Source organism: Dietzia kunjamensis (genome assembly GCF_045689975.1).
GTDB classification, from domain to species: domain Bacteria; phylum Actinomycetota; class Actinomycetes; order Mycobacteriales; family Mycobacteriaceae; genus Dietzia; species Dietzia kunjamensis.
On record NZ_CP143297.1, the window covers coordinates 516,966 to 540,931 of the forward strand.

The following is a 23,966-nucleotide window of genomic DNA, read 5'->3' on the forward strand; positions in this document are numbered from 1 at the left end:
CGACGGGTCGCAGCCCACGGGTTCGGTCCCCGGGCCGGTCACGACTATCCTCGACAGTCGTGACCGATTCGACTCCCGCCGCGCCCGGGGCCGCCACCGGTGAGCCCGCCGACGACACCCCTGAGCAGCTGCGCATCCGCCGCGACAAGCGGCAGCGCATCCTCGACTCCGGGGCGCAGGCCTACCCGGTGGAGGTCCCCCGTACCCACGGGCTCGCCGAGATCACCTCGGACCCCCGCTTCCTCGCGCTGGAGCCGGGTGAGGAGACTGACGCCCGGGTCTCGGTGGCGGGCCGGGTCCTGTTCATCCGCAACACCGGCAAGCTGTGCTTCGTGCGCCTGCAGGACGGTCTCGACCCGTCGGCGGACCTGTCCGCCCCGGTGGCGGAGGGGGAGGTGGGACCGCTCACGCCGCAGCTGCAGGTGATGCTCTCGCTGGCAGCCGTCGGCCAGGAGCGGCTCGACGCGTGGAAGCAGGACGTCGACCTCGGTGACCATGTCTCGGTGACCGGCCGGGTGGTCCGGTCCAAGCGCGGTGAGCTGTCCGTCATGGCGGATTCCTGGGTGCTGGCGGCCAAGTCGCTGCGCCCGCTGCCGGTGGCGCACAAGGAGCTGAGCGAGGACACCCGGATCCGGCAGCGTTACACCGACCTGATCATGCGGGACGCCGCCCGCCGCAACGCCATCACCCGCATCAAGGTGGTCCGCGCCCTGCGTGACGCCCTGGAGAAGCGCGGCTTCCTCGAGGTGGAGACGCCGATGCTGCAGACGCTGCACGGCGGCGCGGCGGCACGGCCGTTCATCACGCATTCCAACGCGCTCGATCTGGACCTCTACCTGCGCATCGCCCCCGAGCTGTTCCTCAAGCGGTGCGTGGTGGGCGGGATCGAGCGGGTCTTCGAGATCAACCGCAACTTCCGCAACGAGGGCGTGGACTCCTCGCACAGTCCCGAGTTCGCGATGCTCGAGACCTATCAGGCCTACGGGGACTACGACACCTCGGCCACGATGATCCGCGAGGTCATCCAGGAGGTCGCGCACGCGGTGTTCGGCTCCACGACGGTCACGCTCGCCGACGGCACCGAGTACGACCTCGGCGGGCAGTGGCGCGAGATGCGGATGTACCCGTCCCTCAACGAGGCGCTGCGCGCCAAGCACCCCGAGGTGGCGGGGGACGACGACGAGGACCCCGTCACGGTCGACTCGACGGTCGACGAGCTCACCGAACTGGCGGGCAGGGTCGGGCTGGAGGTCCCCAGTGGCCAGGGGTGGCTGCACGGCAAGCTCGTCGAGGAGCTCTGGGAGCACCTGTGCGGCGATCAGCTCGACGGACCGGTCTTCGTGCGGGACTTCCCCGTGGAGACCTCGCCGTTGACCCGCGATCACCGCACCGACCGCGGGGTCACGGAGAAGTGGGACCTGTACGTCCGCGGCTTCGAGCTGGCGACCGGCTACTCGGAGCTCGTCGATCCCGTCATCCAGCGTCAGCGCTTCGAGGACCAGGCACGGCTCGCGGCGGCGGGTGACGACGAGGCGATGGTGCTCGACGAGGAGTTCCTCGCCGCGATGGAGCAGGGCATGCCGCCGACCACCGGGCTCGGGATGGGGATCGATCGACTGCTCATGGCGCTGACCGGCCTGGGCATCCGCGAGACCATCCTGTTCCCGATGGTCAAGCCGCTGCCGCGCGACTGACGGCGGCGGCCGTCTGTCAGGGCGCCCCTGGGTCGGTGTCGCGGTCGGTGTCGCGGTCGGTGACGCGTCGGCCCCACGCGGACTCGACCATGTCGCGCAGCGCGCGGGCGTCGATCCGGTCGAGCCTGGTCACGTAGAGGCAGCCCTTTCCGCTCTTGTGGGGGCCGAGTCGGGCCAGTTGCTCCTCCTCGTCCGGCCCGCCCAGGAGCCCGTAGAGGGATGTCGCCGACGACCTCGGGCTGAAGCCCACCACGAAGGTGTCGCCCTCCCGGCCGCTGTCGTAGACGTAGTGGCTGTGTCCGTATCCGACGATCGAACCGGCCCACATCGAGGCCGGCTCCCCGGTGATCTCGTCGAACATCGCGAGCAGCCGCAGGCCGTCGTCGACGCGCCGAGCGGTGGGAAGGCCCTCGATCCACTGCCTCGGCGGCGCCCCGGTGGGTAGTCGCGCGGTGTTGTCGTTGCGGCCGGTGGCCGCGGGCCGGGACACGGGGGCGGAGAACGCGAGCCCGGCGGCGGTCAGCGCCTCGCGCAGGACGCCGAGCTGGGACGGTCCGACCCCGTGGAGCGCGAGGACGTCCTTCTCCGGGGTGCCGTCGAGGTGCCGCAGGTCGGTGATTCCCGCGGTGGCCAGGGCGCGCGTCGCCGGGGCCGAGAGCCGTGGCAGCGGCAGCGGGGGACCTGTCATGCCCACGACGCTAGACCGACACGCACGGCCGGGCCAGGTTCAGGTGCACAACGATCGCCCCGCCCCGTGGTCAGAATGCGACGATCTCGTCCCCGACCCTCAGCTGCTCGAAGAAGTGTGCGGCCGCCTGCTGGCCCAGGTGGACGCACCCGTGGGACGGTTCGTCCAGCCGACCCTGGTGGAATGCCATGCCGTCCACGGTGAAGTAGGTCGAGTACGGCATCGGGGAGTCGAAGACCCGGCTGTGGTCGTGGCGCACGTGCCGCAGGATCCGGTGCGCGCCCCGCGCGGTCTCGTAGCCGGGCATGCCGGTGGTCACGGGGACGGGACCGTAGGTGATCTCCCCGTCGTCGACCATCCAGGCCCGCTTGCCGTCGACGTCGACGCACGCCCGGGCGGTTGGTGGGCACCGGGATGGCGCGGGTTCGCCGACGGTGTCCGGGGCGCCGGGACCGTTCCCGAGCAGGGTCTGACGCGTCAGTTCGTCCACCTCTCCGGCCTCGACGGGGCCGCCGGCCAGCACGTCGCGGGCGACGAGGTCCACGTCGGTCAGGTGGGCCGGCCGCCCCTGTTCCTCCAGGACCCGGTGGGCGACCGAGCGGACCATCTGCTCGTCGACGGCCACCGGCTGCGGGGGCGCATCGGTCACGATCCGGGTGTCCGTCTCCGTGACACCGGCGGCGTCGGCGGGCGGGGTGGCCGAGGGCGACACCCCGGACGCGGTCCCGGCGGCGGCGGCGCCGAGCAGCGCGGCGGCGCCGAGTGCCAGCAGGCGGACCCGGCCGGTGGTACTACTCCGAGAGGCCATGTCGCGACCCTATCCATTCCCCGCCCGCGGGTCAGCCGGCCCGCGAACTCCCGGGCCCCGCTCGGCACCCTCCCGCCGCGGGCCCGTCCGTGGGGACGAGACCGGAACGTGATTGCGAGTCGCCCGTCCGGGCGATCCGGGTGGGCGATAATCCGGGTATGGACACACTCTTATCGCGTGCGGGAGCGGTGGTGGCCGCGGCGCTGATCGCCGTCGGAGGGGCGGCCCCGGTGGCGTCCGCGCAGTTACCGGTCGCCCTCCCGGCAGAGGTGCAGCAGGTGGTGGACCAGGCGCAGGCGGGCTCGGCGCAGGCGGAGGAGCAGGTGCGGACGTCGGTGGGCGGCTCGCTCGCCGCCGCCGGCATCACCCCGCCACCCGGCCTCACCCCGCAGCCCGGCCTCGCCCCGTCGCAGGCCCGGTCACCGCAGCCCGCCCCGCCTCCACCTCCGCCCCCGGACCCGACCCCGCAGAGCCCGTGCCCGCGCACCGCCGCGGCGTGTGTGGACCTGGACGGGAACCGGACGTGGCTGCAGTCCGGGGAGCGTCTGAGCTACGGGCCGGTGCGGATGTCCCACGGCATGGCCGGTTGGGAGACCCCCAGGGGGACCTATCAGGTCACGCGAAAGGTGCGGCACGAGGTGAGCCGGTTGTTCGACAACGCGCCCATGCCCTACGCGGTGTACTTCGTCGGGGGGATCGCGTTCCACGAGGGCGACCCCACGGTCGAGTCGCACGGCTGCATCCGCCTGGACCAGCCCGCGGCCGCCACCTTCTTCGATCGGCTGCAGGTCGGCGACACGGTGGTGGTCTTCTAGATCACCCGTACTAGATCACCCGCGCGTCCATCGTCCGGTGGCCCGAACCGGGGTCGGGGTGGACGTACTCGGCGGTGAAAGCGGCCCACGCCGACACCGCCGCCACCGTGACGAAGCCCAGGGCCGCCACGTAGGGCCCGAAGGTGACCGACGCGTCCGCCGGCAGGCCGGACAGCATGGGTTCCGCCTCCCCCGTGGAGGCGATGAGGATCCACACGAACGCGAGGTGTCCGACCAGGGCGCCCGCCGCCACCACCGCGGCGGCCAGTGCGAACGCGCCCAGTCGCGTCACCGCGGTCGCCGCCACCAACAGGAGCATTCCCACCAGGCCCAGGTAGAGCACGGGTGCCACGCTGCGGACGTCGATGAGGTCGGTGATCCCCAGCGCGGTGATCTGCTCGCCCCGCCCGGTGCTCAACCAGGGCAGGTAGAGGCTGAGCAGGGCGACGGCCAGGCCTCCGACCTCGACCAGTGCGCAGAGTCGACTCCGTCCGCGGGATATGACCTTGGTCCGGGTGGGGGTCCTCGTGGGGAGGGGGATCCGGTGGGGTGGGGGAGGTGTGTACGCGGCCATGAGGATCGCCTTTCGGCGACGCCGGGCCGCCTGTGTGGTCCTGACCTGATGATATGCCCGAACCGTCAGTGCATCCACCCGATGCGGCGGGCCCGCGTCGGCCGGTGTCGCTCAGTCGCGGAGGTGTCGCCCCGCCTCGACGTCCGGGAAGAGGTAGTCGGCGGCGCGGGCCGCCCATACGGACCCGGCAGCCACGAGGACGAACCCCAGCGCGGCCACGTAGGGGCCGAACGTCACGGATGCGTCGGACGGCAGCCCCGCCAGGATCGGGTCCGCGCTGCCGGTGGAGGAGCCGAGCGTCCACACGAATGCGAGGTGGGCGGCGAGCACGGCCAGCGCCACGATCGCGCTCGCGTAGGCGAAGGCGCCGAGTCGGGTCACCGTGGTCACCGCCACCAGGAAGGACATCAGGACCAGCCCGAGGAAGAGGGCCGGGGCGACGCCGCGGACGTCGATGATCTCGGTGATGCCGATGGCCGTGATCTGTCCGCCCCCGGCGGCGGAGAGCCAGGGGAGGTACAGGCTGAGCAGCGCCGATCCGAGGCCCGCCACCGCGATGAGGGCGCCGATCCGGTTCCGCACGTGCGGGATCAGCCCGTCGGGGGAGGGGGACGTCGCGGAGCGGTCCTCGCGGTGGGGCGCGCGAGGCGTGGACGCGGTCATGTCGATCACCCTTCCGGCACGGATGTGCACTTGTGGTGTACGTCACATCCTAGCCCCGGATCGCCCCGGGAACCACCGACGATCACCGCCGCCGATCACCGTCTCCGGTCACCGCCGGCGGTTCGTCCGGCGGGTCGGCTCCGCGGACATGGGATCCTCCGGCCACGGGTGCCTGGGGTACCGCCCCCGCATCTCCGCGCGCACCCCGGGATAGGCCTCGCGCCAGAAGAACGCCAGGTCCCGCGTCACGGCGAGCGGCCGGCCGGCGGGCGAGAGCAGGTGGACGGTCACGGGCACCCGGCCGTCGCAGACGCGGGGGGAGGTGGTCCAGCCGAAGCACTCCTGCAACTTCACCGCCAGCACCGGCGGGCCATCGGACCCGACCTCGGGGTAGTCGACGCGGTACGACGACGAGGAGGGCACCTGCAGGCGGTCGGGCACCAGCTCGTCGAACCGACCGGCCTCGGGCCAGGGCAGCAGTCGGCGCAGCGCCGGTCCGAGGTCCCGTCCCGCCAGCCGGGAACCGTGGGCGAGGGCGTCGATCTCCGGACCGAGCCAGTCGTCCAGCCGCTCCGCCAGCCCGTCGGCGGACACGTCCGGCCATGGCAGGCCCAGCTCCCGGTGCGCGAGCCCGAGACGGCGCCACAGCCGGACCGCGTCGTCGTCGGGCCCCAGCGCGGCGAGTCCGCCGGCTCGGACCGCCGCCGCCACCGCCCGCCCGGCGGCCGCGGGGGAGGGCCGGACCGGTGTGGAGGAGAGCTCGATCGCGCCGAGCCGCCGGATGCGTCGCCCTGCCACCGAACCACTGTCGAAGACGGCCGTCTCGTCGTCGTCGAGGAGGTGTGACGCCGCACGTTCCGCGGTCGGCCGGTCCACGGCGGCGCCCGCGCGGATCACCGCGCCGGCCTCTCCCGCCGCACGCCCGGAGGCGCGACCGACCTCGGCGACCGCGAGCCATTCGTGGCCCGCCAGCGCGGAACCCGGCGGCACCACTGCGCCGGTCCCGGAGGCGAACGTGTACTGGTCGCCGCGTCGGCGCGCGATGCGGTCCGGGTGGGCGAGCGCCACGACCGTCCCGACGGCGTCCGCCAGCGGGATCCCTCCTCCCGACTGGCCGCGCCCGCCGCTCCCGCGCCCGCCATTCCCGCCCCGGCCGTCGGTCCGACCGTCGGCCCGGCCGGCACCGCGGTCGCCCCGCACGATCCGCTCGAGGCGGCGGACCTCCTGCTCCCACGACGAGGCGTCCGGCGCGCGCCCCGACCGCAGCGCCCGCAGGTCCGCCACCAGGTCACCGCCGGGCGAGCGCCGACCCGAGGCCAACATCGCGACCACCTCGGCGGCCGTCGTCGCCCCGACGAGCCCCGCGCCGTCGAGCAGCGCCCGGGCGTGACGCGGATCGGCCGGCACCCGTGCCAGGTCGCGGCCGCGGTCGGTCACGCGGCCGTCGTCGTCGACCCCGCCCAGGCCGTGCAGCACCCCCTCGGCGCGGGCGATCTCCCCGGACGGCGGCGGATCGGGCAGCGCCAGCCCCTCGCCGCGGGGCGCACCCCAGCAGGCCACATCGAGCGCGAACGTCGTCAGGTCGGACGTCGCGATCGCCGGGGTGCGGTGGTCGGGCAGGTGTGAGTACTCCTGCTCCGTCAGGCAGCGCACCGCCACACCGGGGCCGAGACGGGCGGCCCGTCCCGAGCGCTGGACGCACGAGTCCCGCGACGCCGAGACCGTCACCAGCCCGGTCATGTCCCGCGCGGTGTCCCGGCGCGGTTCACGGCTGAGGCACGCGTCCACCACCAGCCGTACCCCGGGCACCGTCAGCGAGGACTCCGCCAGGTCCGTCGACACCACGATCCGCGGCAGCGCCGTGTCGCCCGCCCCGGTCCGTCTCCCGGAACCCGAGACCGCCCGGTCCTGGGCCGCGGCGTCCAGCCCGCCGTGCAGGGGCAGGACCTCGACCGCGTCGCCCGACCTCGCCGACAGCGCGCGCACGACCCGCTCGATCTCGCGCACACCCGGCAGGAACACCAGCGCGTCGACGCCACTCGCGGCGACCTCGCGCGCGGTCACCGCGGCCACGTGGTCGAGGAAGGCGTCGGTGACCCCGCGGGCGTCCAGGCGGGCGGTCGGCGGCGGGGCGTACCGGATCTCCAGGGGGTGCGGTTCCGCGGGGACGTCGACGACCGGCGCCGCGGTGTCCCCGGCCGCGGTCCCGCCGCCGAGCAGCCGGGCGAAGCGCCCTGCCTCCACCGTCGCGGACATCGCCACCACCGGCAGATCGTCGCGCAGCTGCCGCACCTCACACAGCAGTGCGAAGGCCAGGTCGGACTCGACGTCGCGTTCGTGGACCTCGTCGAGCACCACGGCCCCGACACCGGGCAGGTCGGGATCGGCGAGCAGTCGGCGCACCAGCACCCCCGGCGTCACGAACTCGACGAGGGTGTCCCTGCCGACACGCGAGTCCCCACGGACCGTGTAGCCCGCCACGTCACCGGTCCCGGTCCCCGTGAGCGCGGCCAGCCGCCGGGCCGCCGAGCGGGCGGCGACCCGTCGGGGCTGGGTGACGACGACCCGCCCCGACACCGCGTCGGCGACGGCGGGCGGGACGAGTGTCGTCTTGCCGGTGCCGGGTGGTGCCTGGACCACCGCGGTGCCCGACGTGGCGAGGGCGTCCCGCAGGGCGGGCAGGGCCCGGGCGAACGGCAGCCCGCGGCCGATGCGGTCGAGATCGAACGCGCTCACGGCGCCCGGCCGCCGATCGCGTAGCTCATGGCGACGACCCTAGTGGCCGGGGATCCGGCCCGTTGCGGGGCGTTCGCTGACGGCGTACACGATCATGCAATCGATCCCCGACCTGCCGCGTTGAACACTGGTGACGGGCCTCGTGCTGCTCCTGCGGTGCAGAGCGTCAGAACCGGCCACTACAGTGGTGAAAAACCGAGGAATGTGAGGTAGCACGATGTTCGAACGGTTTACCGACCGCGCGCGTCGCGTCGTCGTCCTGGCCCAGGAAGAGGCCAGGATGCTCAACCACAATTACATCGGCACCGAGCACATCCTGCTGGGTCTCATCCATGAGGGCGAGGGAGTGGCCGCCAAGGCCCTCGAGTCCCTCGGGATCTCGCTGGAAGCGGTGCGGAGTCAGGTCGAGGAGATCATCGGCCAGGGCCAGCAGGCGCCCAGCGGGCACATCCCGTTCACGCCGCGGGCCAAGAAGGTCCTGGAGCTGAGCCTGCGCGAGGCGCTGCAGCTCGGCCACAACTACATCGGCACCGAGCACATCCTGCTCGGCCTCATCCGTGAGGGCGAGGGCGTCGCCGCCCAGGTGCTGGTCAAGCTCGGCGCAGACCTCACACGGGTGCGCCAGCAGGTCATCCAGCTGCTGTCCGGGTACCAGGGCAAGGAGGCCGAGGCCTCGGGCACGCCCGCCGGCTCCGGTGGCCGCGAGGCCGGGACCCCGTCGTCGTCGACGGTCCTGGACCAGTTCGGTCGCAACCTCACCCAGGCCGCCATGGAGGGCAAGCTCGACCCGGTCGTCGGTCGCGCCAAGGAGGTGGAGCGCATCATGCAGGTGCTCTCCCGGCGCACCAAGAACAACCCGGTGCTCATCGGTGAGCCCGGCGTGGGCAAGACCGCCGTCGTCGAGGGCCTGGCGCAGGCCATCGTCAACAACGAGGTCCCCGAGACCCTCAAGGACAAGCAGCTGTACTCGCTGGACCTCGGCTCGCTCGTGGCCGGGTCCCGGTACCGCGGTGACTTCGAGGAACGCCTGAAGAAGGTCCTCAAGGAGATCAACCAGCGCGGCGACATCATCCTGTTCATCGACGAGATCCACACCCTCGTCGGGGCCGGTGCCGCCGAGGGCGCGATCGACGCGGCGTCGATCCTCAAGCCCAAGCTGGCCCGCGGTGAGCTGCAGACCATCGGTGCCACCACGCTCGAGGAGTACCGCAAGCACATCGAGAAGGACGCGGCGCTCGAGCGTCGTTTCCAGCCGGTGCAGGTGCCCGAGCCGAGCGTCGAGCTGTCCATCGAGATCCTCAAGGGACTCCGGGACCGCTACGAGGCCCACCACCGGGTCACCATCACGGATTCGGCCCTGGCCGCGGCGGCCCAGCTGGCGGATCGCTACATCAACGACCGCTTCCTGCCGGACAAGGCCATCGACCTCATCGACGAGGCCGGTGCCCGCATGCGCATCAAGCGGATGACCGCGCCGCCGGACCTGCGCGAGTTCGACGAGAAGATCGCCGACGCGCGCCGTGAGAAGGAGTCCGCGATCGACGCGCAGGACTTCGAGAAGGCCGCCGGACTGCGGGACACGGAGAAGAAGCTCATCGCCGAGCGTGCCGAGCGCGAGAAGCAGTGGCGCGCGGGCGACATGGACGTGGCCGCCGTGGTCGACGAGGAGCAGATCGCCGAGATCCTGGGCAACTGGACCGGTATCCCCGTCTTCAAGCTCACCGAGGAGGAGACCACCCGTCTGCTCCGCATGGAGGACGAGCTGCACAAGCGGATCATCGGCCAGGAGGACGCCATCAAGGCGGTCTCGCGGGCGATCCGCCGCACGCGTGCGGGGCTCAAGGACCCCAAGCGTCCCTCGGGCTCGTTCATCTTCGCCGGCCCGTCCGGTGTCGGTAAGACGGAGCTGTCCAAGGCCCTGGCGAACTTCCTGTTCGGCGAGGACGACGCGCTCATCCAGATCGACATGGGTGAGTACCACGACCGCTTCACCGCCTCGCGGCTCTTCGGCGCGCCCCCCGGGTACGTCGGTTACGAGGAGGGTGGCCAGCTCACGGAGAAGGTGCGGCGCAAGCCGTTCTCGGTGGTCCTGTTCGACGAGATCGAGAAGGCCCACTCCGAGATCTACAACACCCTTCTCCAGGTGCTGGAGGACGGCCGTCTCACCGACGGTCAGGGACGCATGGTGGACTTCAAGAACACCGTGCTGATCTTCACCTCGAACCTCGGGACCAGGGACATCTCCAAGGCCGTCGGGATGGGCTTCCAGTCCTCCGACAACACCGAGGACGCCTACGAGCGGATGAAGCAGAAGGTCAACGACGAGCTGAAGAAGCACTTCCGCCCGGAGTTCCTCAACCGCATCGACGAGATCGTCGTGTTCCACCAGCTCACGCAGGAGCAGATCGTCCAGATGGTCGACCTCATGGTCAGCCGTGTCGGCGTGGCGCTCAAGGCCAAGGACATGACCATCGAGGTCACCGACCGGGCCAAGCAGCTGCTGGCCAAGCGGGGCTTCGATCCGGTCCTGGGTGCGCGGCCGCTGCGTCGCACCATCCAGCGCGAGATCGAGGACACGCTCTCGGAGAAGATCCTCTTCGGCGAGGTCGCGGCCGGCGAGCTGGTCACGGTCGACGTCGAGGGCTGGGACGGTGAGTCCGACAAGACCGAGGACGCGAAGTTCACCTTCTCGGGCGCCCCGCGTCCCGACGCCCCCACGGACCGTGAGGGCGAGGAGATCACGGCCAGTGTCGCGCCCACCGGCGAGGCCGGCCCGGGTGACTCGCTGCCGCCGACGTCCGGTGGCTTCGGTGGCGGCTCCACCGGCGGGCCCTCGGGCTCGGGCGGCGGGGCGGCTCCCGCCACCACCTGACCGGACGCCGGTCCGCCCCGAGCGGCTGACGCAGAACCCGAGCGGCTGACGCAGAGAACGACCCCCGCCATGAGGCGGGGGTCGTTCTCGTTCTCCCCGCTCGGGAACGGGGCGGCGGTGTCGGGCGGAGGGTGTCAGGTGGAGGGTGTCAGGCGGAGGGCTTGACGTCCATCACGATGTCGAACTCCAGCAGGTTCGCGCCCTCGGCGACGGGCTTGCCGTGCTCGCCGGCGTGGGCGGCCCTGGCGTCACCGTCACGCCACGCGGCGAAGGACTCCTCGTCCTCCCAGGTCGTCACCACGAAGTAGCGGGTCTCGCCGCCGGTGGGGCGCAGCAGCTGGAAACCGAGGAACCCGGGCGAGTTCTCGACGGTGTGCGCCCGCTCGGAGAAGCGGCGCTCGAGCTCGGCGCCGGCCTGCGGCGGGACGTTCAGGGCATTGATCTTCACGACGGCCATGGGCCGAGCCTACCGAGGCGGGCCTACGCGGGAAGTGAGTAGTGCTCGCCGACGCGGACGACGAGCCCGTCGCCGAGCAGCGACTCCAGTGCCCGGTCGCGCTGGGTCGCGTCGGGCCACACCGCGTCCAGGGCACTGCGGGCGGCGGTACCGTCGCCGTCGCGCAGGACGTCCAGCAGAAGGCCCCGCACCTGCCGGTCGGTGCCGGCGAACGTCTGCACCTTGCGCCGCGGGCCGTCCCACTCGGGTCGGCCCGCGGCCAGCCATGCGCAGGTGGGGGCGAGGGGGCAGTCATCGCAGCGCGGGGTCCGGGCAGTGCACACGAGCGCACCGAGCTCCATGACGGCCACGGAGAACGCCACGGCTCGCTCGCGGTCGTCCGGCAGCAGCGCCTCGACGGCGGCCAGGTCGCGTCGCGTCGACGGGGGCCCGGCCTCGGCGACCCCGTTGACCGCGCGCGCGACGACCCGCCGGACGTTGGTGTCGACGACGGGGACGCGGTGTCCGTACGCGAAGCAGGCGACCGCGCGAGCCGTGTAGTCCCCGACGCCCGGCAGTGCGAGGAGTTGCTCGACGTCGTGCGGTACCCGACCACCGTGGAGGTCGACGACGGCGAGGGCGCACTCGCGGAGCCGCAACGCGCGGCGTGGATAGCCGAGCTTGCCCCACATGCGGATCACGTCGGCCGGGGCGGCGGCGGCGAGTTCGGCGGGGCCGGGCCAGCGGTCGAGCCAGGCCCGCCAGACGGGCTCGACCCGGGCAACGGGGGTCTGCTGGCTCATGACCTCGCAGAGCAGGATCTCCCATGCGCCGACCCCGTCACCGCGCCACGGCAGCGGGCGGCCGACGCGGTCGAACCAGGAGAGGAGTGCGGAGGTGTCGAGAGAGGTCAACGCGAGTCTTCCTGGGTCGGCGGGGCACAATATGAGCCATGCCTCATACCAACCCGATCAGCGCATGGGCCTCGCTCCGCGACGGCAACCACCGCTTCGTCGATTGCGAGATGCGTCATCCCAGCCAGAATACCCAGCGACGTGAGCAGCTCGTCGCCGCGCAGCACCCCAAGGCGGTCCTGTTCGGGTGCTCGGACTCCCGGGTGGCGGCCGAGATCATCTTCGATCAGGGGCTCGGTGACCTCTTCGTCATCCGCACGGCCGGTCACATCATCGACACCGCCGTGCTGGGGTCGATCGAGTACGCCGTCCACGTGCTGGACACGCCGCTGATCGTGGTCCTCGGGCACGACAGCTGCGGCGCGGTCAAGGCGACCGTGGACGCGCTCGCGACCGGGGAGATCCCGCCGGGCTTCCTGCGCGACGTGGTGGAGAAGGTGTCGCCGTCGATCCTCAACGGGCGTCGCGAGGGGCTCAGCAGTATCGACGATTTCGAGGCGCGCCACGTACTCGAGACCGGCGAGTTGTTGCAGCAGCGCTCCAAGATCATCAGCGAGCGGATCGACAGCGGTGAGCTCGCGATCGTCGGGGTGACCTACAAGCTCTCCGACGGCCGCGCCTACCTGCGCAGCGTCCTCGGCGATGTGGAGGACGTCGCGCGCGGTCCCGGCGAGGAGATGGTCGCGATCTGACGCCCTCCGGCGGCCCGGCGGCCGGCCGGTCTGAGGGACACGCCGCGCCGACGGGCAGGTGGGGCACCCGCACGGCTCTAGAGTTGGTCCCGTGCAGGAACCCCAGGGCCCCCTACCGCGCGAAGTCTACGTGCGTCGCCGCGTCGCCGCGGTCGTCGTCGCCGTCATCGCCGTCATCGTGGTGGTGCTCGCCCTGTTCCTCGCGTCCCGCGACAGCGGGACCGACACGCAGGAGACCGCCGCGGGCGGGGAGAACGGCACTACCGGGGCCGTCGAGACCTCGGAGACGTCCACCTCCGCGACCACGGAGCGGGACGACGACGGCGGCGCCTCGCGGGGCCGGTGCGCCGACGAGGATCTCCGTCTGGACGTGTGGCCGGCCGAGCCCAACGTGCCCGTGGGCTCCGACGTGCGCTTCTTCGTCAACATCGTCAACGTCTCGGACACCACGTGCGACCGGGACCTGTCGGAGGCGCCGCTGTCGTTCGAGGTCTACCGGCTCGACGACAACTCCAAGGTGTGGTCGAGCATCGACTGCACCACGCCGCGCGAGGAGGACCAGGTCGAGCTGCGCCCCGATGAGCCGGAGCCGCGTCAGATCGACTGGACCGGCCGACGGTCCGCCGAGGGCGCGTGTTCCGAGTCGGACCGGACGCCAGTCGAGGTCGGCGCCTACCAGGTGTACGCACTGGTCGGGAACGTCTTCAGCCCGGCCTCCACCTTCAACGTGGTCGAGGCCCCCGAGTCCTGACCGGGTCCTGACCGGGCCCGCGCCGAGCGATGGGGCGCCGCGGTGGTCGTCAGCCGGTGCCCAGGCCGGTGAGGCGCTGCCGGACGTGGCGGGCCCACAGCGCGCCGACGCCCTCGACGTCGGCGAAGTCCGACTGCTCGGCCGCCAGCAGTGCGGGCACCGATCCGAAACGTTCGACCAGCGCCGTGATCTGCACCGGCCGCAGACGAGGGATGTGCGCGAGCATGCGGTGTCCGCGGGCGGTGACGTGCTCGTCCAGGTCCTCGGGCTCGGCCGGTAGCCCCAGGCAGCGGGCGACGGGCGCGGGCAGGAGCAGGTCGGCGTCGGTCAACGCGGCCAGTCGCTCGAGCCCGGCGGTGACCTGCTCCGGTGTCGGTATCGGGCGTGCATCGCCGTCGACGGCCTCCACGCGGAGGTGGTCCGCGACCAGGCCCCACAGTTCATCGGGGGTGTCGGAGAGCAGCTCCTCGAGCTGCAGGGTGGTCTGGCGCCCGTATTCGCCCATCTCCACCGTGAGCTCGGCGAGTTCGGCGCCCAGGCGTTCGAGCCTGAGCAGGCGCTGGGCCATGGTCACGACGTCGCGCACCGAGGCGTAGTCGCCCATCTCCGCCCGGTCGAGCCGGGCGCGGGCACGGGCGGTGCGGGCGCCGTGCCGCTCCATCGTGGCGACCGTCTGGTCGGCCCGGGCCAGCAGGACCACCGGGTCGGCCAGCACCCGGGCCAGTCCGCCGGCGTAGACGGTCACCGTGGTCATCGACGCCGACACGGCCACCGTGGGGACGCCGGTGTGCAGCGCCGTGCGCTCGGCGGCGCGATGACGGGTGCCCGTCTCGACGGCCGGCAGTGACGGGTCGGGGACCAGGTGGACGTTGGCGCGGGTGATCCGGGAGCCATCGGTGGACAGCACCACGGCGCCGTCCATCTTGCTCAGTTCCCGCAGTCGGGCGGGTGCGAACTCGACGTCGAGGTCGACACCGCCGTCGCAGATGGCCCGGACGGCGGGATCGTCACCGAGCACCACGAGCCCCCCGGTGCCGCTACGGCGGATCCGGTCGAGTGCGTCACGCAGCGGGGTGCCCGGGGCGAGTCGCCGCAGGACGGCCCGCATGTCGGGGTCGACCGGTGAACCGTCGGCCGAGCGGGCGGAGAGGGCGGACGTGTCAGTGCTCCTCGGACTCGCCGGCGTACTCCGTCGGACGGGTGTACTCGCCGGCCTCGACGAGCTCGCCCACGACGGCGGCCTCGGTCTCGATCCGGTCGCCGTTGGAGAAGCTCACGGTGGCGGGCACGGAGACCCCGACGTCGAGGTCGTCGGCCGAGGGGAGGGTCGCGGTGGTCTGCTCGACACAGACGCCCTCCGGGGCGGGGGCGGGCTCGGCGTTCTCACGCGCGTCGACGACGATCGTGCACCCGCGCTCGAGCGGCTGGGTCTCTCCGAGCTGGACCGGGGTGCCGTTGATCTCGACCTGATCGAGGGAGACGGCCTCGCCGAGGCCGTAGCCGGTGAACGAGGCGACGAATCCGACGCGGGCCTCGCCACCGTTCTCGGGGACGACCACCTGCAGGTCGTTGACGTGCAGGTCGCCGGCGGAACCCCGTCCACCGTCGACCGCGGCGACCTGGTTGGCGGTCTGGGAGACCTGGCCGGCGCTGCAGGCCGACGCCCCGAGGGCGGCGCCCACGGCCAGGACTACGAGCGCGGTGCGGCGCAGGCCGGTGTTCGGTGAAGTCACGTCAGGCTCCTCGGGGATGGTCGTCTCTCAGGCCGGTCTCATCGTAGTCCACGGCCCGTCCAGACCGGCGTTCCAGTGGCCCCCTCACACCCGTGGGATTCCCTCGTCAGCCTGTACACGTTGCTGACCTGCGCAAACGGAAAACGCCTGCACTGAGGGCGTGCTAAGATAGGGCGGTCGAAAGGGGAAAGCCACTCATGGAGTTCAAGGTCGGCGACACCGTCGTCTACCCGCATCACGGCGCCGCCACCATCCAGGCGATCGAGATGCGGACGGTCAAGGGCACCGAGAAGGAATACCTCGTCCTCAAGGTTTCACAGGGCGACCTCACGGTGAAGGTACCGGCCGAGAACGCCGAGTACGTGGGCGTTCGCGACGTGGTGGACCAGGCGGGCCTGGACAAGGTCTTCGAGGTCCTGCGCACCGAGCACGCGGAGGAGCCCACCAACTGGTCGCGTCGTTACAAGGCCAACGGCGAGAAACTCGCCTCCGGTGACGTCAACAAGGTCGCCGAGGTCGTGCGCGACCTCTGGCGCCGCGATCTCGATCGTGGCCTGTCCGCGGGCGAGAAGCGCATGCTCGCCAAGGCGCGCCAGGTGCTCGTCGGCGAGCTCGCGCTCGCCGAGCGCTCCGACGAGGAACGCGCTGACGCCCTCCTCGGTGAGGTCCTCGGCTCCGCCGCACCGGCGTGACGCGACCGTCGGAGTGATCGGACACGGTCCGGACGGCCACCCCGCCCCCACGGGCAGGGTGGCCGCCGTCGTTCCCGCGGCCGGTTCCGGGCTCCGGCTCGGCGCGGGACTGCCCAAGGCCTTCGTCGAACTCCACGGCCGGACGATGCTGGAGCGGGCCGTCGCCGGCCTGCTGGACTCGGGGGCCGTCGACGATGTGGTGGTGGTGGTCCCGTCGGACCGCGTCCGGGAAGCCGAGTCGATGCTCGCCCGACTCCGGAACGATGACCACCTCGTCGTCGTCGCCACCGGCGGCGCGGAGCGCACCGACTCCGTGCGCAACGGGCTCGCGGCGCTGACCGCCACCCACGGTGATGCCGGCGCGGCGGTGTACGACGTCCTGCTGGTGCACGACGCGGCGCGGTGCCTCACCCCCGCCGCACCGACGCGGCGCGTCGTCGAGGCCGTGCGCTCCGGCGAGGTCGCCGTGGTGCCGGTGCTCCCGGTCGTCGACACCGTCAAACAGGTCGACGTCGACGGCTACGTCGTGGGCACCCCCGACCGTTCCGGGCTGCGCGCCGTCCAGACACCCCAGGGATTCGCTCCCGACGTCCTGCTCGCCGCCTATGACGCGGCCGGGGACATCGCCACCGACGACGCCGGCCTGGTCGAACGGATCGGGCAGCGGGTCGCGACCGTCGAGGGAGACGCGCTCGCGTTCAAGATCACCACCGCCACCGACCATGCCCGCGCGCTGACGGAACTCGCCGGATCCCGTCCCGGCTTGGCGCCCCCCGTCCCCGCGGGCCGAATCCAGGAGGACCCGTGACCGGACCCGTCATCCCCCGCGTGGGGATCGGCACCGACGCCCACCGCGTGGAGCCCGGAAAGCGCTGCATGATGGCGTGTCTGCACTTCCCCGAGGACAACGGGTGCGAGGGGCACTCCGACGGGGACGTGGTCGCCCACTCCCTGGTCGACGCCCTGCTCTCGGCGGCGGGCCTCGGCGACCTCGGCGCGCTGGTGGGCACCGGACGACCCGAGTACGACGACGTCTCGGGCGAGCGCCTGCTGCGGGAAGCGGTGGCCGAGCTGGACGAGCACGGGTGGGTGATCGGCAACGCCGCCGTGCAGATGGTGGGCAACCGGCCCAAGATGGGGCCGCGCCGAACCGAGGCCGAGCAGCGATTGTCCGAGATCATCGGCGCCCCGGTCTCCGTCTCCGCCACCACCACCGACGGCATGGGCTTCACCGGCCGCGGTGAGGGGGTCTCCGCCGTGGCCACGGCACTGGTGTACCGGGCCTGACGGCCCGACACCGGTAGACTCGGCACCCGTGACGCTCCATCTGTACGACACCGCCGCCCGCTCCCTGAGGGAGTTCACCCCCGTCCGGGAAGGGCACGCGTCCGTCTACCTCTGTGGAGCCACCCCCCAGTCGGTCCCGCACATCGGCCACGTCCGCTCCGGCGTCGCGTTCGACATCCTGCGCCGCTGGCTCCTCGGATGCGGCTACGACGTGGCGTTCGTCCGCAACGTCACCGACATCGACGACAAGATCCTCACCAAGGCCGCCGAGAACGGGCGCCCGTGGTGGGAATGGGCGGCCACCCACGAGCGCGAGTTCACCCGCGCCTACGACGCGCTCGGCGTGCTGCCGCCGTCCACCGAGCCACGCGCGACCGGGCACGTGACCCAGATGATCGACTACATGGAGAGGCTCATCGAGCGGGGTTTCGCGTATCCGGCCGAGGGCAGCGTCTACTTCGACGTCGCCGCCTGGTCGGCCGCGCCCGAGGGCGACTACGGGCACCTGTCCGGACACCGACTCGACGAGGTCGACCAGGGCGAGTCCGCCGACCTGCGCGGTAAGCGCGACACGCGGGACTTCGCCCTGTGGAAGGCCGCCAAGCCCGGCGAGCCCGCCTGGCCCACCCCGTGGGGCGACGGCAGGCCCGGGTGGCACCTCGAGTGCTCGGCCATGGCCACCTGGTACCTGGGTCACACCTTCGACATCCACGGCGGTGGGCTGGACCTGCAGTTCCCGCACCACGAGAACGAGGCGGCCCAGTCCCACGCCGCCGGCGACGGGTTCGCCCGCTTCTGGCTGCACAACGGCTGGGTGACGATGGCCGGCGAGAAGATGAGCAAGTCACTGGGCAACGTGCTCAGCGTGCCCAACATTCTCACCGCCGTCCGCCCCGTGGAACTGCGCTACTACCTCGGAAGTGCGCATTACCGGTCGATGCTGGAATACTCTCCCGAGGCACTGCAGGAGGCGGCCGCGGCCTATCGCCGGATCGAGGCGCTCGTGCACCGGGTGAACGAGGCCATCGGGTCGGGAACGGCACCGGGGGGCGACGTCCCGGTCGGCGAGTGGACCGACGCGTTCGCCGCCGCGATGGACGACGATCTCGGGGTCCCCGCCGCGCTGGCGGAGATCCACGGCCGGGTCCGCGCCGGCAACACCGCGTTGTCGTCGGGGGATCTCGACGCGGCGCTCGCGGCGGCATCGTCCGTGCGGGCGATGACCGCGGTGCTGGGCGTCGACCCGTTGGACCCGCAGTGGACCTCCGCCGGGGGTGGGGAGGACGCGGCGTTGACAGCACTCGATCTCCTCGTGCGCGCGGAACTCGAGGCCCGCGCCGACGCGCGGGCGAACAAGGACTTCGCCACCGCCGACGCCATCCGTGACCGACTGGTCGCGGCGGGTATCGAGGTGGCCGACACCGCGGACGGCCAGAAGTGGTCGCTCGCCAACCGGAAGGACTGACATGGCGGGCAATTCGAGCCGGCGCGGAGCGATCCGCAAATCCGGCACCAAGAAGGGACAGGTCGTCGGCTCCGGCGGCCAGCGCCGTCGCGGGCTCGAGGCGCGCGGCGCCACCCCCAAGGCCGAGGACCGGACCTACCACCCGGCGCACCGCAAGGCCAAGGCCGCGTCGCGCAAGTCGGACGGTGCCCAGCAGCGCCGCCAGTACGCCCAGAAGAAGGCCGACGGGCCCGAACTCGTGGTGGGCCGCAACCCGGTCGTTGAGTGCCTGCGCGCCGGAGTCCCGGCGACGGCGTTGTTCGTGGCCGTGGGGGCCGACAACGACGAGCGGCTCACCGAGGCCGTGCGGTTCGCCGCCGACAAGGGGATCTCGATCCTCGAGGTGCCCCGCCACGATCTCGACCGGATGACCTCCAATGGCATGCACCAGGGGATCGGTCTCCAGGTACCACCCTATGAGTACGCCGACCCGGACGACCTCATCCAGAGCGCCATGCACTCCTCGAAGCCGGCCCTGCTGGTGGCGCTCGACAACATCACCGACACTCGCAACCTCGGCGCCGTCATCCGGTCGGTCGCGGCCTTCGGTGGGCACGGCGTGCTGATCCCCGAGCGGCGCAGCGCGTCCATCACCGCGGTGGCGTGGCGCACCTCGGCCGGCGCCGCAGCCCGCCTGCCGGTGGCCAAGGCGACCAACCTCAACCGGACGCTGCTCGACTGGGCCAAGCAGGGCGCGCAGCTCGTCGGCCTGGACGCCGGGGGCGACGTCTCGTTGGACGACTACGACGGCACCGGTCCCACGGTCATCGTCGTGGGTTCCGAGGGCAAGGGCCTGTCCCGCCTCGTCCGCGAGAACTGTGACTCGATCCTGTCCATCCCGATCGCGTCCGAGGTCGAGAGCCTCAACGCCTCGGTGGCGGCGGGCGTGGTGCTCTCGGAGTTCGCGCGGCAGCGGCGCGTCAAGCGCTGACCCGCCGAGGCTGGTCAGGCCCGCCCGGACCGCTGGCCCGCTGGTCCGCTGGTCCGCCCGGCCCGCCAGCGCGCTGGTCCGCGGCATCCGCTACCGCGCCTGGCGTCTCGCACACGCGCCTGAACGTTCGCTCGCCGGCATGGCGTCTGGCCTGCCCCGATGCGCGCGCGAGACGCCATGCCGACGAGCGGCTGTGGGCTGGCCGAGCAGGCGCGGGAGCGAGACGCCAGGCGCGGGAGCGGCTGTAGATGCGGGCGCAGGTCGGGCGCAGGGGCCGTCCCGCGGAGGGTGTCAGGCCCGCGGCCGGCGCGGGGAGCGGCACCGGTCGAACGCCGACCGGGCGTGCTCCCAGGACTCCACCCCGTAGTACAGGTGGCCGGCGATCATGTAGAGCGCGGCGAACCGCTGGTAGGTCCACGCCCGGTCGAGGAAGGTCTCGTCGGCCCGCCCGGTGTAGTGGGCCAGCACGTCCTCGACGAAGCGCGGGCCGTATTCGTACAGCTCGGCGAAGTCGACGGCCGGGTCGCCCAGGCACATGTCGGTGAAGTCGATGAGGCCGAGCCTGCCGGGTCCGCCGGGCCCGCCGGGCCCACTGGCCCCACCGGCCCCGCCGAGCCCGCCGGCCGCTTGCCCGGCCGCTTGCCCGGCCGCCTGCCCGCGGTCCCAGTACAGGTGTCGGACGTAGACGTCGTTGTGCAGCAGCACCCGCGGTAGCAGGGTGGACTGCAGCGCCCCGACCTCGTCGCAGATCTCCCGGGCCGTGGCCATCTCGGCGTCGGTGAACACCGCCGGCAGGTTGTTGTCCACGATCCCGCGGACGAAGTCCAGGTTCTCCGGCTGGTAGGAGTGGGGCACCCGGTCGATCGGGGGCGCCGAGGTGTCCTGGATGTGCAGCGCGGCCAGCATCGCGCCGAGTTGGGCGGCGAGTGTCGTCCTCTCGGTGGCGGGCAGGCTGTCGAACAGCTCCGGGGTGAGGCGCTGCCCGCGCACCAGCGGGTACCCGGCGAAGCGGCCGTGCGCGGGTACGTGGGAGTAGTGGGGGAGCGCGGCGTCGACGCGTCCCGCCAGGTGATCGAGGACCGCGATCTCGGTCGGCAGCTGCGCGAGGGCCTGGTCGTCGGCGGGGAACCGGAACACCAGTTCGCGGTGGCCGTGCGCATCCGCCCCGGAGCACCCGCGGCAGATCATCACGACGTGGTCCCAGCCCTCGTCGATCCGCTCGGCGGAGTCCCAGGTCAGGGTGGGGTAGGCGGCGCGAATGGCCTCGAGTTCGGTGGCATCGTCGGGCGCTACGGCAGCACCGTCCGCCCCGGCACCCGCGGTCATCGCCACACCGCCGCGACACCGCGGCACGCGAGGTAGATAACGAACGAGATCGTCGTGACGAACACCGAGACCGGCACGCCCGGCGCGAGAGAGAGCAGCATCCCCCCGACGGCCGCGATCTCGGCGAACAGGATCGTCAGCCCGATCGCCCGCAGCGGGCTGGAGGTGACGGCGGCTGCGGCGGCGGCGGGCGTGATGAGCAGGGACAGGACCAACAGTGCGCCGACGACCTGCACGGCCTGCGCGGCGGCCAGCCCCACGAGCACGGCGAAGACCATGTTGATGGCCCGCACCGGGAGGCCCCGCGCCTCGGCGACCTCGGGGTCGGCCGACGAGAACACCAGTGGCCGGTACAGCACGATCAGCGCGCCCACGATGATGGCCGCGACCACCGCCATCTGCACCAGCCCGTGCTCGGACACTCCCACGATCTGCCCGGTGAGCAGGGAGAAGCTCGTCCCCGAGCGGCCGGGGTAGAGATGGATGAACAACACGGCCAGGCCGAGTCCGAACGCCATGACCACGCCGATCGAACTGTCGCGTTGGGACGCCCGGGAGCCCATCAGGCCGAACATCAGTGCAGCGATCACCGACCCCAGGACGGCGCCCAGCCCCAGGTTGAGCCCGAACAGCAGCGCGGCGGCTGCGCCGGTGAGGGCGAGCTCGCTGGCGCCGTGCACGGAGAACGACATCTGCCGCATCACGATGAACGGCCCGATCGCACCGGAGAGCAGGCCGAGCAGTGCGATCGCGGCGAGGCCGAAGAGCACGAAGTCCTGCTCCAGCAGGTACGCGGTGGTCTCGGTGTCGGCGATGGACCCGAGGATCTCGAGCAGTCGGTCCATCAGTGCGCTCCATGTCCGTGGTCGTGGCCGCCTGCGGCGTCGTCATCGTGGTGGTGGTGCCCGCTCGACCAGGGTTCTGCGACGAGGTGCTGGGTGTCGCCCACCACGACGATCTGTCCGCGCACGCGCAGGACCTCGACGGGGGAGGAGTACAGCTCGGACATGACCTCGGTGGTGAAGACCTCGTCCGGGGTGCCGATGCGGTGCCGGCCGTCGACCAGGTAGACGATCCGGTCGACCATCGGCAGCACCGGGTTGATCTCGTGGGTGACGAACACGACCGCGGTGTCGTGCTCACGGCGTCGGTGGTCGAGTACGGAGGCGACGGTGCGTTGACCGGTGAGGTCGAGGCTGAGCAGCGGTTCGTCACAGAGCATGACGCACGGGTCGCACGCGATGGCCTGGGCGACCCGCACGCGTTGTTGCTCGCCGCCGGACATCCGGCCGAGGGGCTTGTCGGCGAGGTTTCCGGCCGCGAGCCTGTCGAGCGCGTCGTCGACGATCCGGCGTTTGCCCGCGCGCCGTGACGGCCAACCGGGGCCCCAGCGGGTGCCGTCGATCCCGAGGGACACGAGGTCGCGTCCGCGCAGGGTGATGCCGGGGTCGAAGGCGCGCTGCTGCGGTACGTAGCCGAGGTGGGTGCCGCGGTCGCCGGGGGCGCGACCGTCGACGAGGACGGTGCCGGAGTCGGGCCGGTGTTCGCCGAGCAGCACCTTGAGCAGGGTGGTCTTGCCGGCGCCGTTGGGTCCGAGGACGGCAACGAACTCGCCGGGGGCGATCTCCAGGTCGAGGTCGCGGATGAGGGTGCGGCCGCCGCGGGAGACCGTCACGCCCTGCAGCGAGACGACCGGTCCGGGACCGGGGGCGCCGCGGGCGTGGCCCGACCCGGGTTCAGTGGCCACCGTCGCCCACCGGGGTCGCGTCGGCCAGTGCGCCGGAGACGCCGTCGACGATCCCCGTCATCCAGCCGATGTAGTCGGTGCCCTCGGGGAGGGTCTCGGTGAGGTCGACGACGACGAGGTCGGCGTCCTCGGCCGCGTCGCGGACGCGGGCGGTCACGGAGGTCTCGGTCTGGGTGTTGAAGGCCAGGAACGCGACCCGACGCTCGGCCAGCAGGTCGAGCATGGCGGCGAGGTCGGCGGCGGACGGGTCGGTGTCGTCCTCGACGGAGGCGAGGAACCCGCGCGGCGTCAGGTCGGTCAGGTGCGCGGCCTCGAACAGGTGCGCGCCGACCCGCTCGGTCTGGGCGTAGGGGAAGTGCCCGCGGTCGTCGATCTCGTCTAGCCGGGCCTCGAGGGGAGTCAGGGCGTCGGCGAAGGCGCGGGCGTTGTCGCGGTACTGCTCGGCGTTGCCGGAGTCGATCGCGGCAAGTTCCTCGGCCACACGCTCGGCGACGGCGGCGGCGGTGGGCAGGCTGAACCACACGTGCTCGTTGCCGGCGGCCTCGTGGGCATGGTCCGCGTGGTCGTCCTCCGCCCCGCTGCCCTCCGCCCCGCTGCCCTCCTCCGCGTGGTCCTCCTCCGCGTGGTCGTGCCCGTCCACGGAGGCACCGGTGACCCGCTCGAACTCGTCGACCCCCCGCACGACGGGCACATCACCGGCGTTGTCCAGCGCCATGTCCACGAACGCGTCGTAACCGGCGCCGTTGTAGACGACCAGGTCGGCGCCCGCGACCGCGGCGGCATCGGCAGGGCTGGCCTCGTAGGAGTGCGGGTCGGCGGCCGGGTCGGAGATCACCGACTCCACCGAGGCGTTGTCGCCGGCGACCTGCTCGGCGATGTCCGCGTAGACGGTCGTCGAGGCGACCACGGTGGGCCCGTCGTCGCCCGCGCCGGCGTCGCCGTCGGTGCCGCAGGCGGTGAGCACGCCCCCGCCCAGGAGGGCAGCCGCGGCGAGGGCCAGCGCGCGGGGCGTGCGGGCGGGGGAGGTGCGGGCGGGTGAGGAGGACGACATCACGTGGACCACTCTCGTAGTAATGGGAACCGTTGTCGTTAAGTGTAGATCC

The 23,966-nt window shown here is 72.3% G+C and carries 23 protein-coding genes; 10 read left to right on the top strand and 13 right to left on the bottom strand.

All coding sequences use genetic code 11. The features are described 5' to 3' along the window. The first annotated feature begins 59 nt into the window (after positions 1 to 59). On the top strand, positions 60 to 1,694 hold the full coding sequence (lysS, locus tag VZF99_RS02445; protein WP_407335625.1) for a lysine--tRNA ligase: 1,635 nt from the start codon (positions 60 to 62) through the stop codon (positions 1,692 to 1,694). A gap of 16 nt (positions 1,695 to 1,710) precedes the next feature. On the opposite strand, the gene VZF99_RS02450 is transcribed toward lysS, so the two are convergent. Then, positions 1,711 to 2,382, bottom strand: a complete 672-nt coding sequence (locus VZF99_RS02450) for a DUF1801 domain-containing protein (protein ID WP_407335626.1) — start codon at positions 2,380 to 2,382, stop codon at positions 1,711 to 1,713. A 70-nt stretch (positions 2,383 to 2,452) separates the two neighbouring features. Continuing rightward, the gene (locus tag VZF99_RS02455) at positions 2,453 to 3,190 is read right to left on the bottom strand and encodes a L,D-transpeptidase (RefSeq protein WP_120284665.1); all 738 of its coding nucleotides are present in this window, start codon (positions 3,188 to 3,190) and stop codon (positions 2,453 to 2,455) included. 158 nt (positions 3,191 to 3,348) lie between these two features. Here VZF99_RS02455 and VZF99_RS02460 point away from each other — a divergent pair, with 158 nt between their 5' ends. After that, complete coding sequence (locus VZF99_RS02460; RefSeq protein ID WP_259821973.1) at positions 3,349 to 4,005, top strand: L,D-transpeptidase; 657 nt, start codon at positions 3,349 to 3,351, stop codon at positions 4,003 to 4,005. Positions 4,006 to 4,015: 10 nt separating this feature from the next. Here VZF99_RS02460 and VZF99_RS02465 read toward each other — a convergent pair whose 3' ends face one another. The 3 genes from VZF99_RS02465 to hrpB form a co-directional block, all read right to left on the bottom strand. Continuing rightward, positions 4,016 to 4,579 carry a hypothetical protein gene (locus tag VZF99_RS02465; RefSeq protein ID WP_069389612.1) on the bottom strand — a complete coding sequence of 188 codons (564 nt, stop codon included), beginning with the start codon at positions 4,577 to 4,579 and terminating at the stop codon, positions 4,016 to 4,018. 111 nt (positions 4,580 to 4,690) lie between these two features. Next, complete coding sequence (locus VZF99_RS02470; protein ID WP_407335627.1) at positions 4,691 to 5,242, bottom strand: hypothetical protein; 552 nt, start codon at positions 5,240 to 5,242, stop codon at positions 4,691 to 4,693. A 108-nt stretch (positions 5,243 to 5,350) separates the two neighbouring features. Next, positions 5,351 to 7,978, bottom strand: a complete 2,628-nt coding sequence (hrpB, locus tag VZF99_RS02475) for an ATP-dependent helicase HrpB (RefSeq protein ID WP_407335628.1) — start codon at positions 7,976 to 7,978, stop codon at positions 5,351 to 5,353. A gap of 217 nt (positions 7,979 to 8,195) precedes the next feature. Here hrpB and VZF99_RS02480 point away from each other — a divergent pair, with 217 nt between their 5' ends. Then, complete coding sequence (locus VZF99_RS02480) at positions 8,196 to 10,850, top strand: ATP-dependent Clp protease ATP-binding subunit (protein ID WP_067711615.1); 2,655 nt, start codon at positions 8,196 to 8,198, stop codon at positions 10,848 to 10,850. 148 nt (positions 10,851 to 10,998) lie between these two features. Here VZF99_RS02480 and VZF99_RS02485 read toward each other — a convergent pair whose 3' ends face one another. Beyond that, positions 10,999 to 11,307, bottom strand: coding sequence for an antibiotic biosynthesis monooxygenase (locus VZF99_RS02485; protein ID WP_120284660.1), 309 nt, complete (start codon positions 11,305 to 11,307; stop codon positions 10,999 to 11,001). A 23-nt stretch (positions 11,308 to 11,330) separates the two neighbouring features. Continuing rightward, positions 11,331 to 12,200: an A/G-specific adenine glycosylase gene (locus VZF99_RS02490; RefSeq protein WP_407335629.1), complete on the bottom strand. Its 870-nt coding sequence runs from the start codon at positions 12,198 to 12,200 to the stop codon at positions 11,331 to 11,333. Between the two features lie 38 nt (positions 12,201 to 12,238). Here VZF99_RS02490 and VZF99_RS02495 point away from each other — a divergent pair, with 38 nt between their 5' ends. After that, entirely contained in the window at positions 12,239 to 12,892 is a 654-nt protein-coding gene (locus tag VZF99_RS02495; RefSeq protein ID WP_120284656.1) for a carbonic anhydrase, read from the top strand. 91 nt (positions 12,893 to 12,983) lie between these two features. After that, positions 12,984 to 13,643 (top strand): hypothetical protein, encoded by a 660-nt coding sequence (locus tag VZF99_RS02500; RefSeq protein ID WP_407335630.1) that lies wholly within the window; start codon positions 12,984 to 12,986, stop codon positions 13,641 to 13,643. Between the two features lie 49 nt (positions 13,644 to 13,692). Here the strand turns inward: VZF99_RS02500 and disA are convergent, their stop codons facing one another. Both disA and VZF99_RS02510 read right to left on the bottom strand, forming a co-directional pair. After that, positions 13,693 to 14,751, bottom strand: coding sequence for a DNA integrity scanning diadenylate cyclase DisA (gene disA / locus VZF99_RS02505; protein WP_067711629.1), 1,059 nt, complete (start codon positions 14,749 to 14,751; stop codon positions 13,693 to 13,695). 52 nt (positions 14,752 to 14,803) lie between these two features. Then, complete coding sequence (locus VZF99_RS02510; protein ID WP_154829040.1) at positions 14,804 to 15,376, bottom strand: hypothetical protein; 573 nt, start codon at positions 15,374 to 15,376, stop codon at positions 14,804 to 14,806. A 197-nt stretch (positions 15,377 to 15,573) separates the two neighbouring features. On the opposite strand from VZF99_RS02510, the gene VZF99_RS02515 reads away from it, so the two are divergent. From VZF99_RS02515 to rlmB, 5 genes are read left to right on the top strand one after another with little or no spacing between them, the layout of a single operon-like run. Next, positions 15,574 to 16,068, top strand: a complete 495-nt coding sequence (locus VZF99_RS02515; RefSeq protein ID WP_067711635.1) for a CarD family transcriptional regulator — start codon at positions 15,574 to 15,576, stop codon at positions 16,066 to 16,068. A 16-nt stretch (positions 16,069 to 16,084) separates the two neighbouring features. Then, complete coding sequence (gene ispD / locus VZF99_RS02520; protein WP_407336067.1) at positions 16,085 to 16,876, top strand: 2-C-methyl-D-erythritol 4-phosphate cytidylyltransferase; 792 nt, start codon at positions 16,085 to 16,087, stop codon at positions 16,874 to 16,876. Further along, positions 16,873 to 17,355 (top strand): 2-C-methyl-D-erythritol 2,4-cyclodiphosphate synthase, encoded by a 483-nt coding sequence (ispF, locus tag VZF99_RS02525; protein WP_069390411.1) that lies wholly within the window; start codon positions 16,873 to 16,875, stop codon positions 17,353 to 17,355. The genes ispD and ispF overlap by 4 nt, the downstream gene beginning before the upstream one ends. A 28-nt stretch (positions 17,356 to 17,383) precedes the next feature. Continuing rightward, the gene (cysS, locus tag VZF99_RS02530) at positions 17,384 to 18,820 is read left to right on the top strand and encodes a cysteine--tRNA ligase (RefSeq protein WP_096906095.1); all 1,437 of its coding nucleotides are present in this window, start codon (positions 17,384 to 17,386) and stop codon (positions 18,818 to 18,820) included. 1 nt (position 18,821) lies between these two features. Then, positions 18,822 to 19,790 (top strand): 23S rRNA (guanosine(2251)-2'-O)-methyltransferase RlmB, encoded by a 969-nt coding sequence (gene rlmB, locus VZF99_RS02535; RefSeq protein ID WP_069390413.1) that lies wholly within the window; start codon positions 18,822 to 18,824, stop codon positions 19,788 to 19,790. 291 nt (positions 19,791 to 20,081) lie between these two features. Here the strand turns inward: rlmB and VZF99_RS02540 are convergent, their stop codons facing one another. The 4 genes from VZF99_RS02540 to VZF99_RS02555 are packed head-to-tail and all read right to left on the bottom strand — an operon-like array spanning position 20,082 to position 23,914. Further along, positions 20,082 to 21,116, bottom strand: a complete 1,035-nt coding sequence (locus tag VZF99_RS02540; RefSeq protein ID WP_120285167.1) for an aminoglycoside phosphotransferase family protein — start codon at positions 21,114 to 21,116, stop codon at positions 20,082 to 20,084. Continuing rightward, complete coding sequence (locus VZF99_RS02545) at positions 21,113 to 21,961, bottom strand: metal ABC transporter permease (protein WP_407335631.1); 849 nt, start codon at positions 21,959 to 21,961, stop codon at positions 21,113 to 21,115. Before VZF99_RS02545 ends, VZF99_RS02540 begins: the two co-directional genes overlap by 4 nt. Next, on the bottom strand, positions 21,961 to 22,863 hold the full coding sequence (locus VZF99_RS02550; RefSeq protein ID WP_407335632.1) for a metal ABC transporter ATP-binding protein: 903 nt from the start codon (positions 22,861 to 22,863) through the stop codon (positions 21,961 to 21,963). Before VZF99_RS02550 ends, VZF99_RS02545 begins: the two co-directional genes overlap by 1 nt. After that, on the bottom strand, positions 22,853 to 23,914 hold the full coding sequence (locus tag VZF99_RS02555) for a metal ABC transporter solute-binding protein, Zn/Mn family (protein WP_407335633.1): 1,062 nt from the start codon (positions 23,912 to 23,914) through the stop codon (positions 22,853 to 22,855). The genes VZF99_RS02550 and VZF99_RS02555 overlap by 11 nt, the downstream gene beginning before the upstream one ends. Between the last annotated feature and the right edge of the window lie 52 nt (positions 23,915 to 23,966).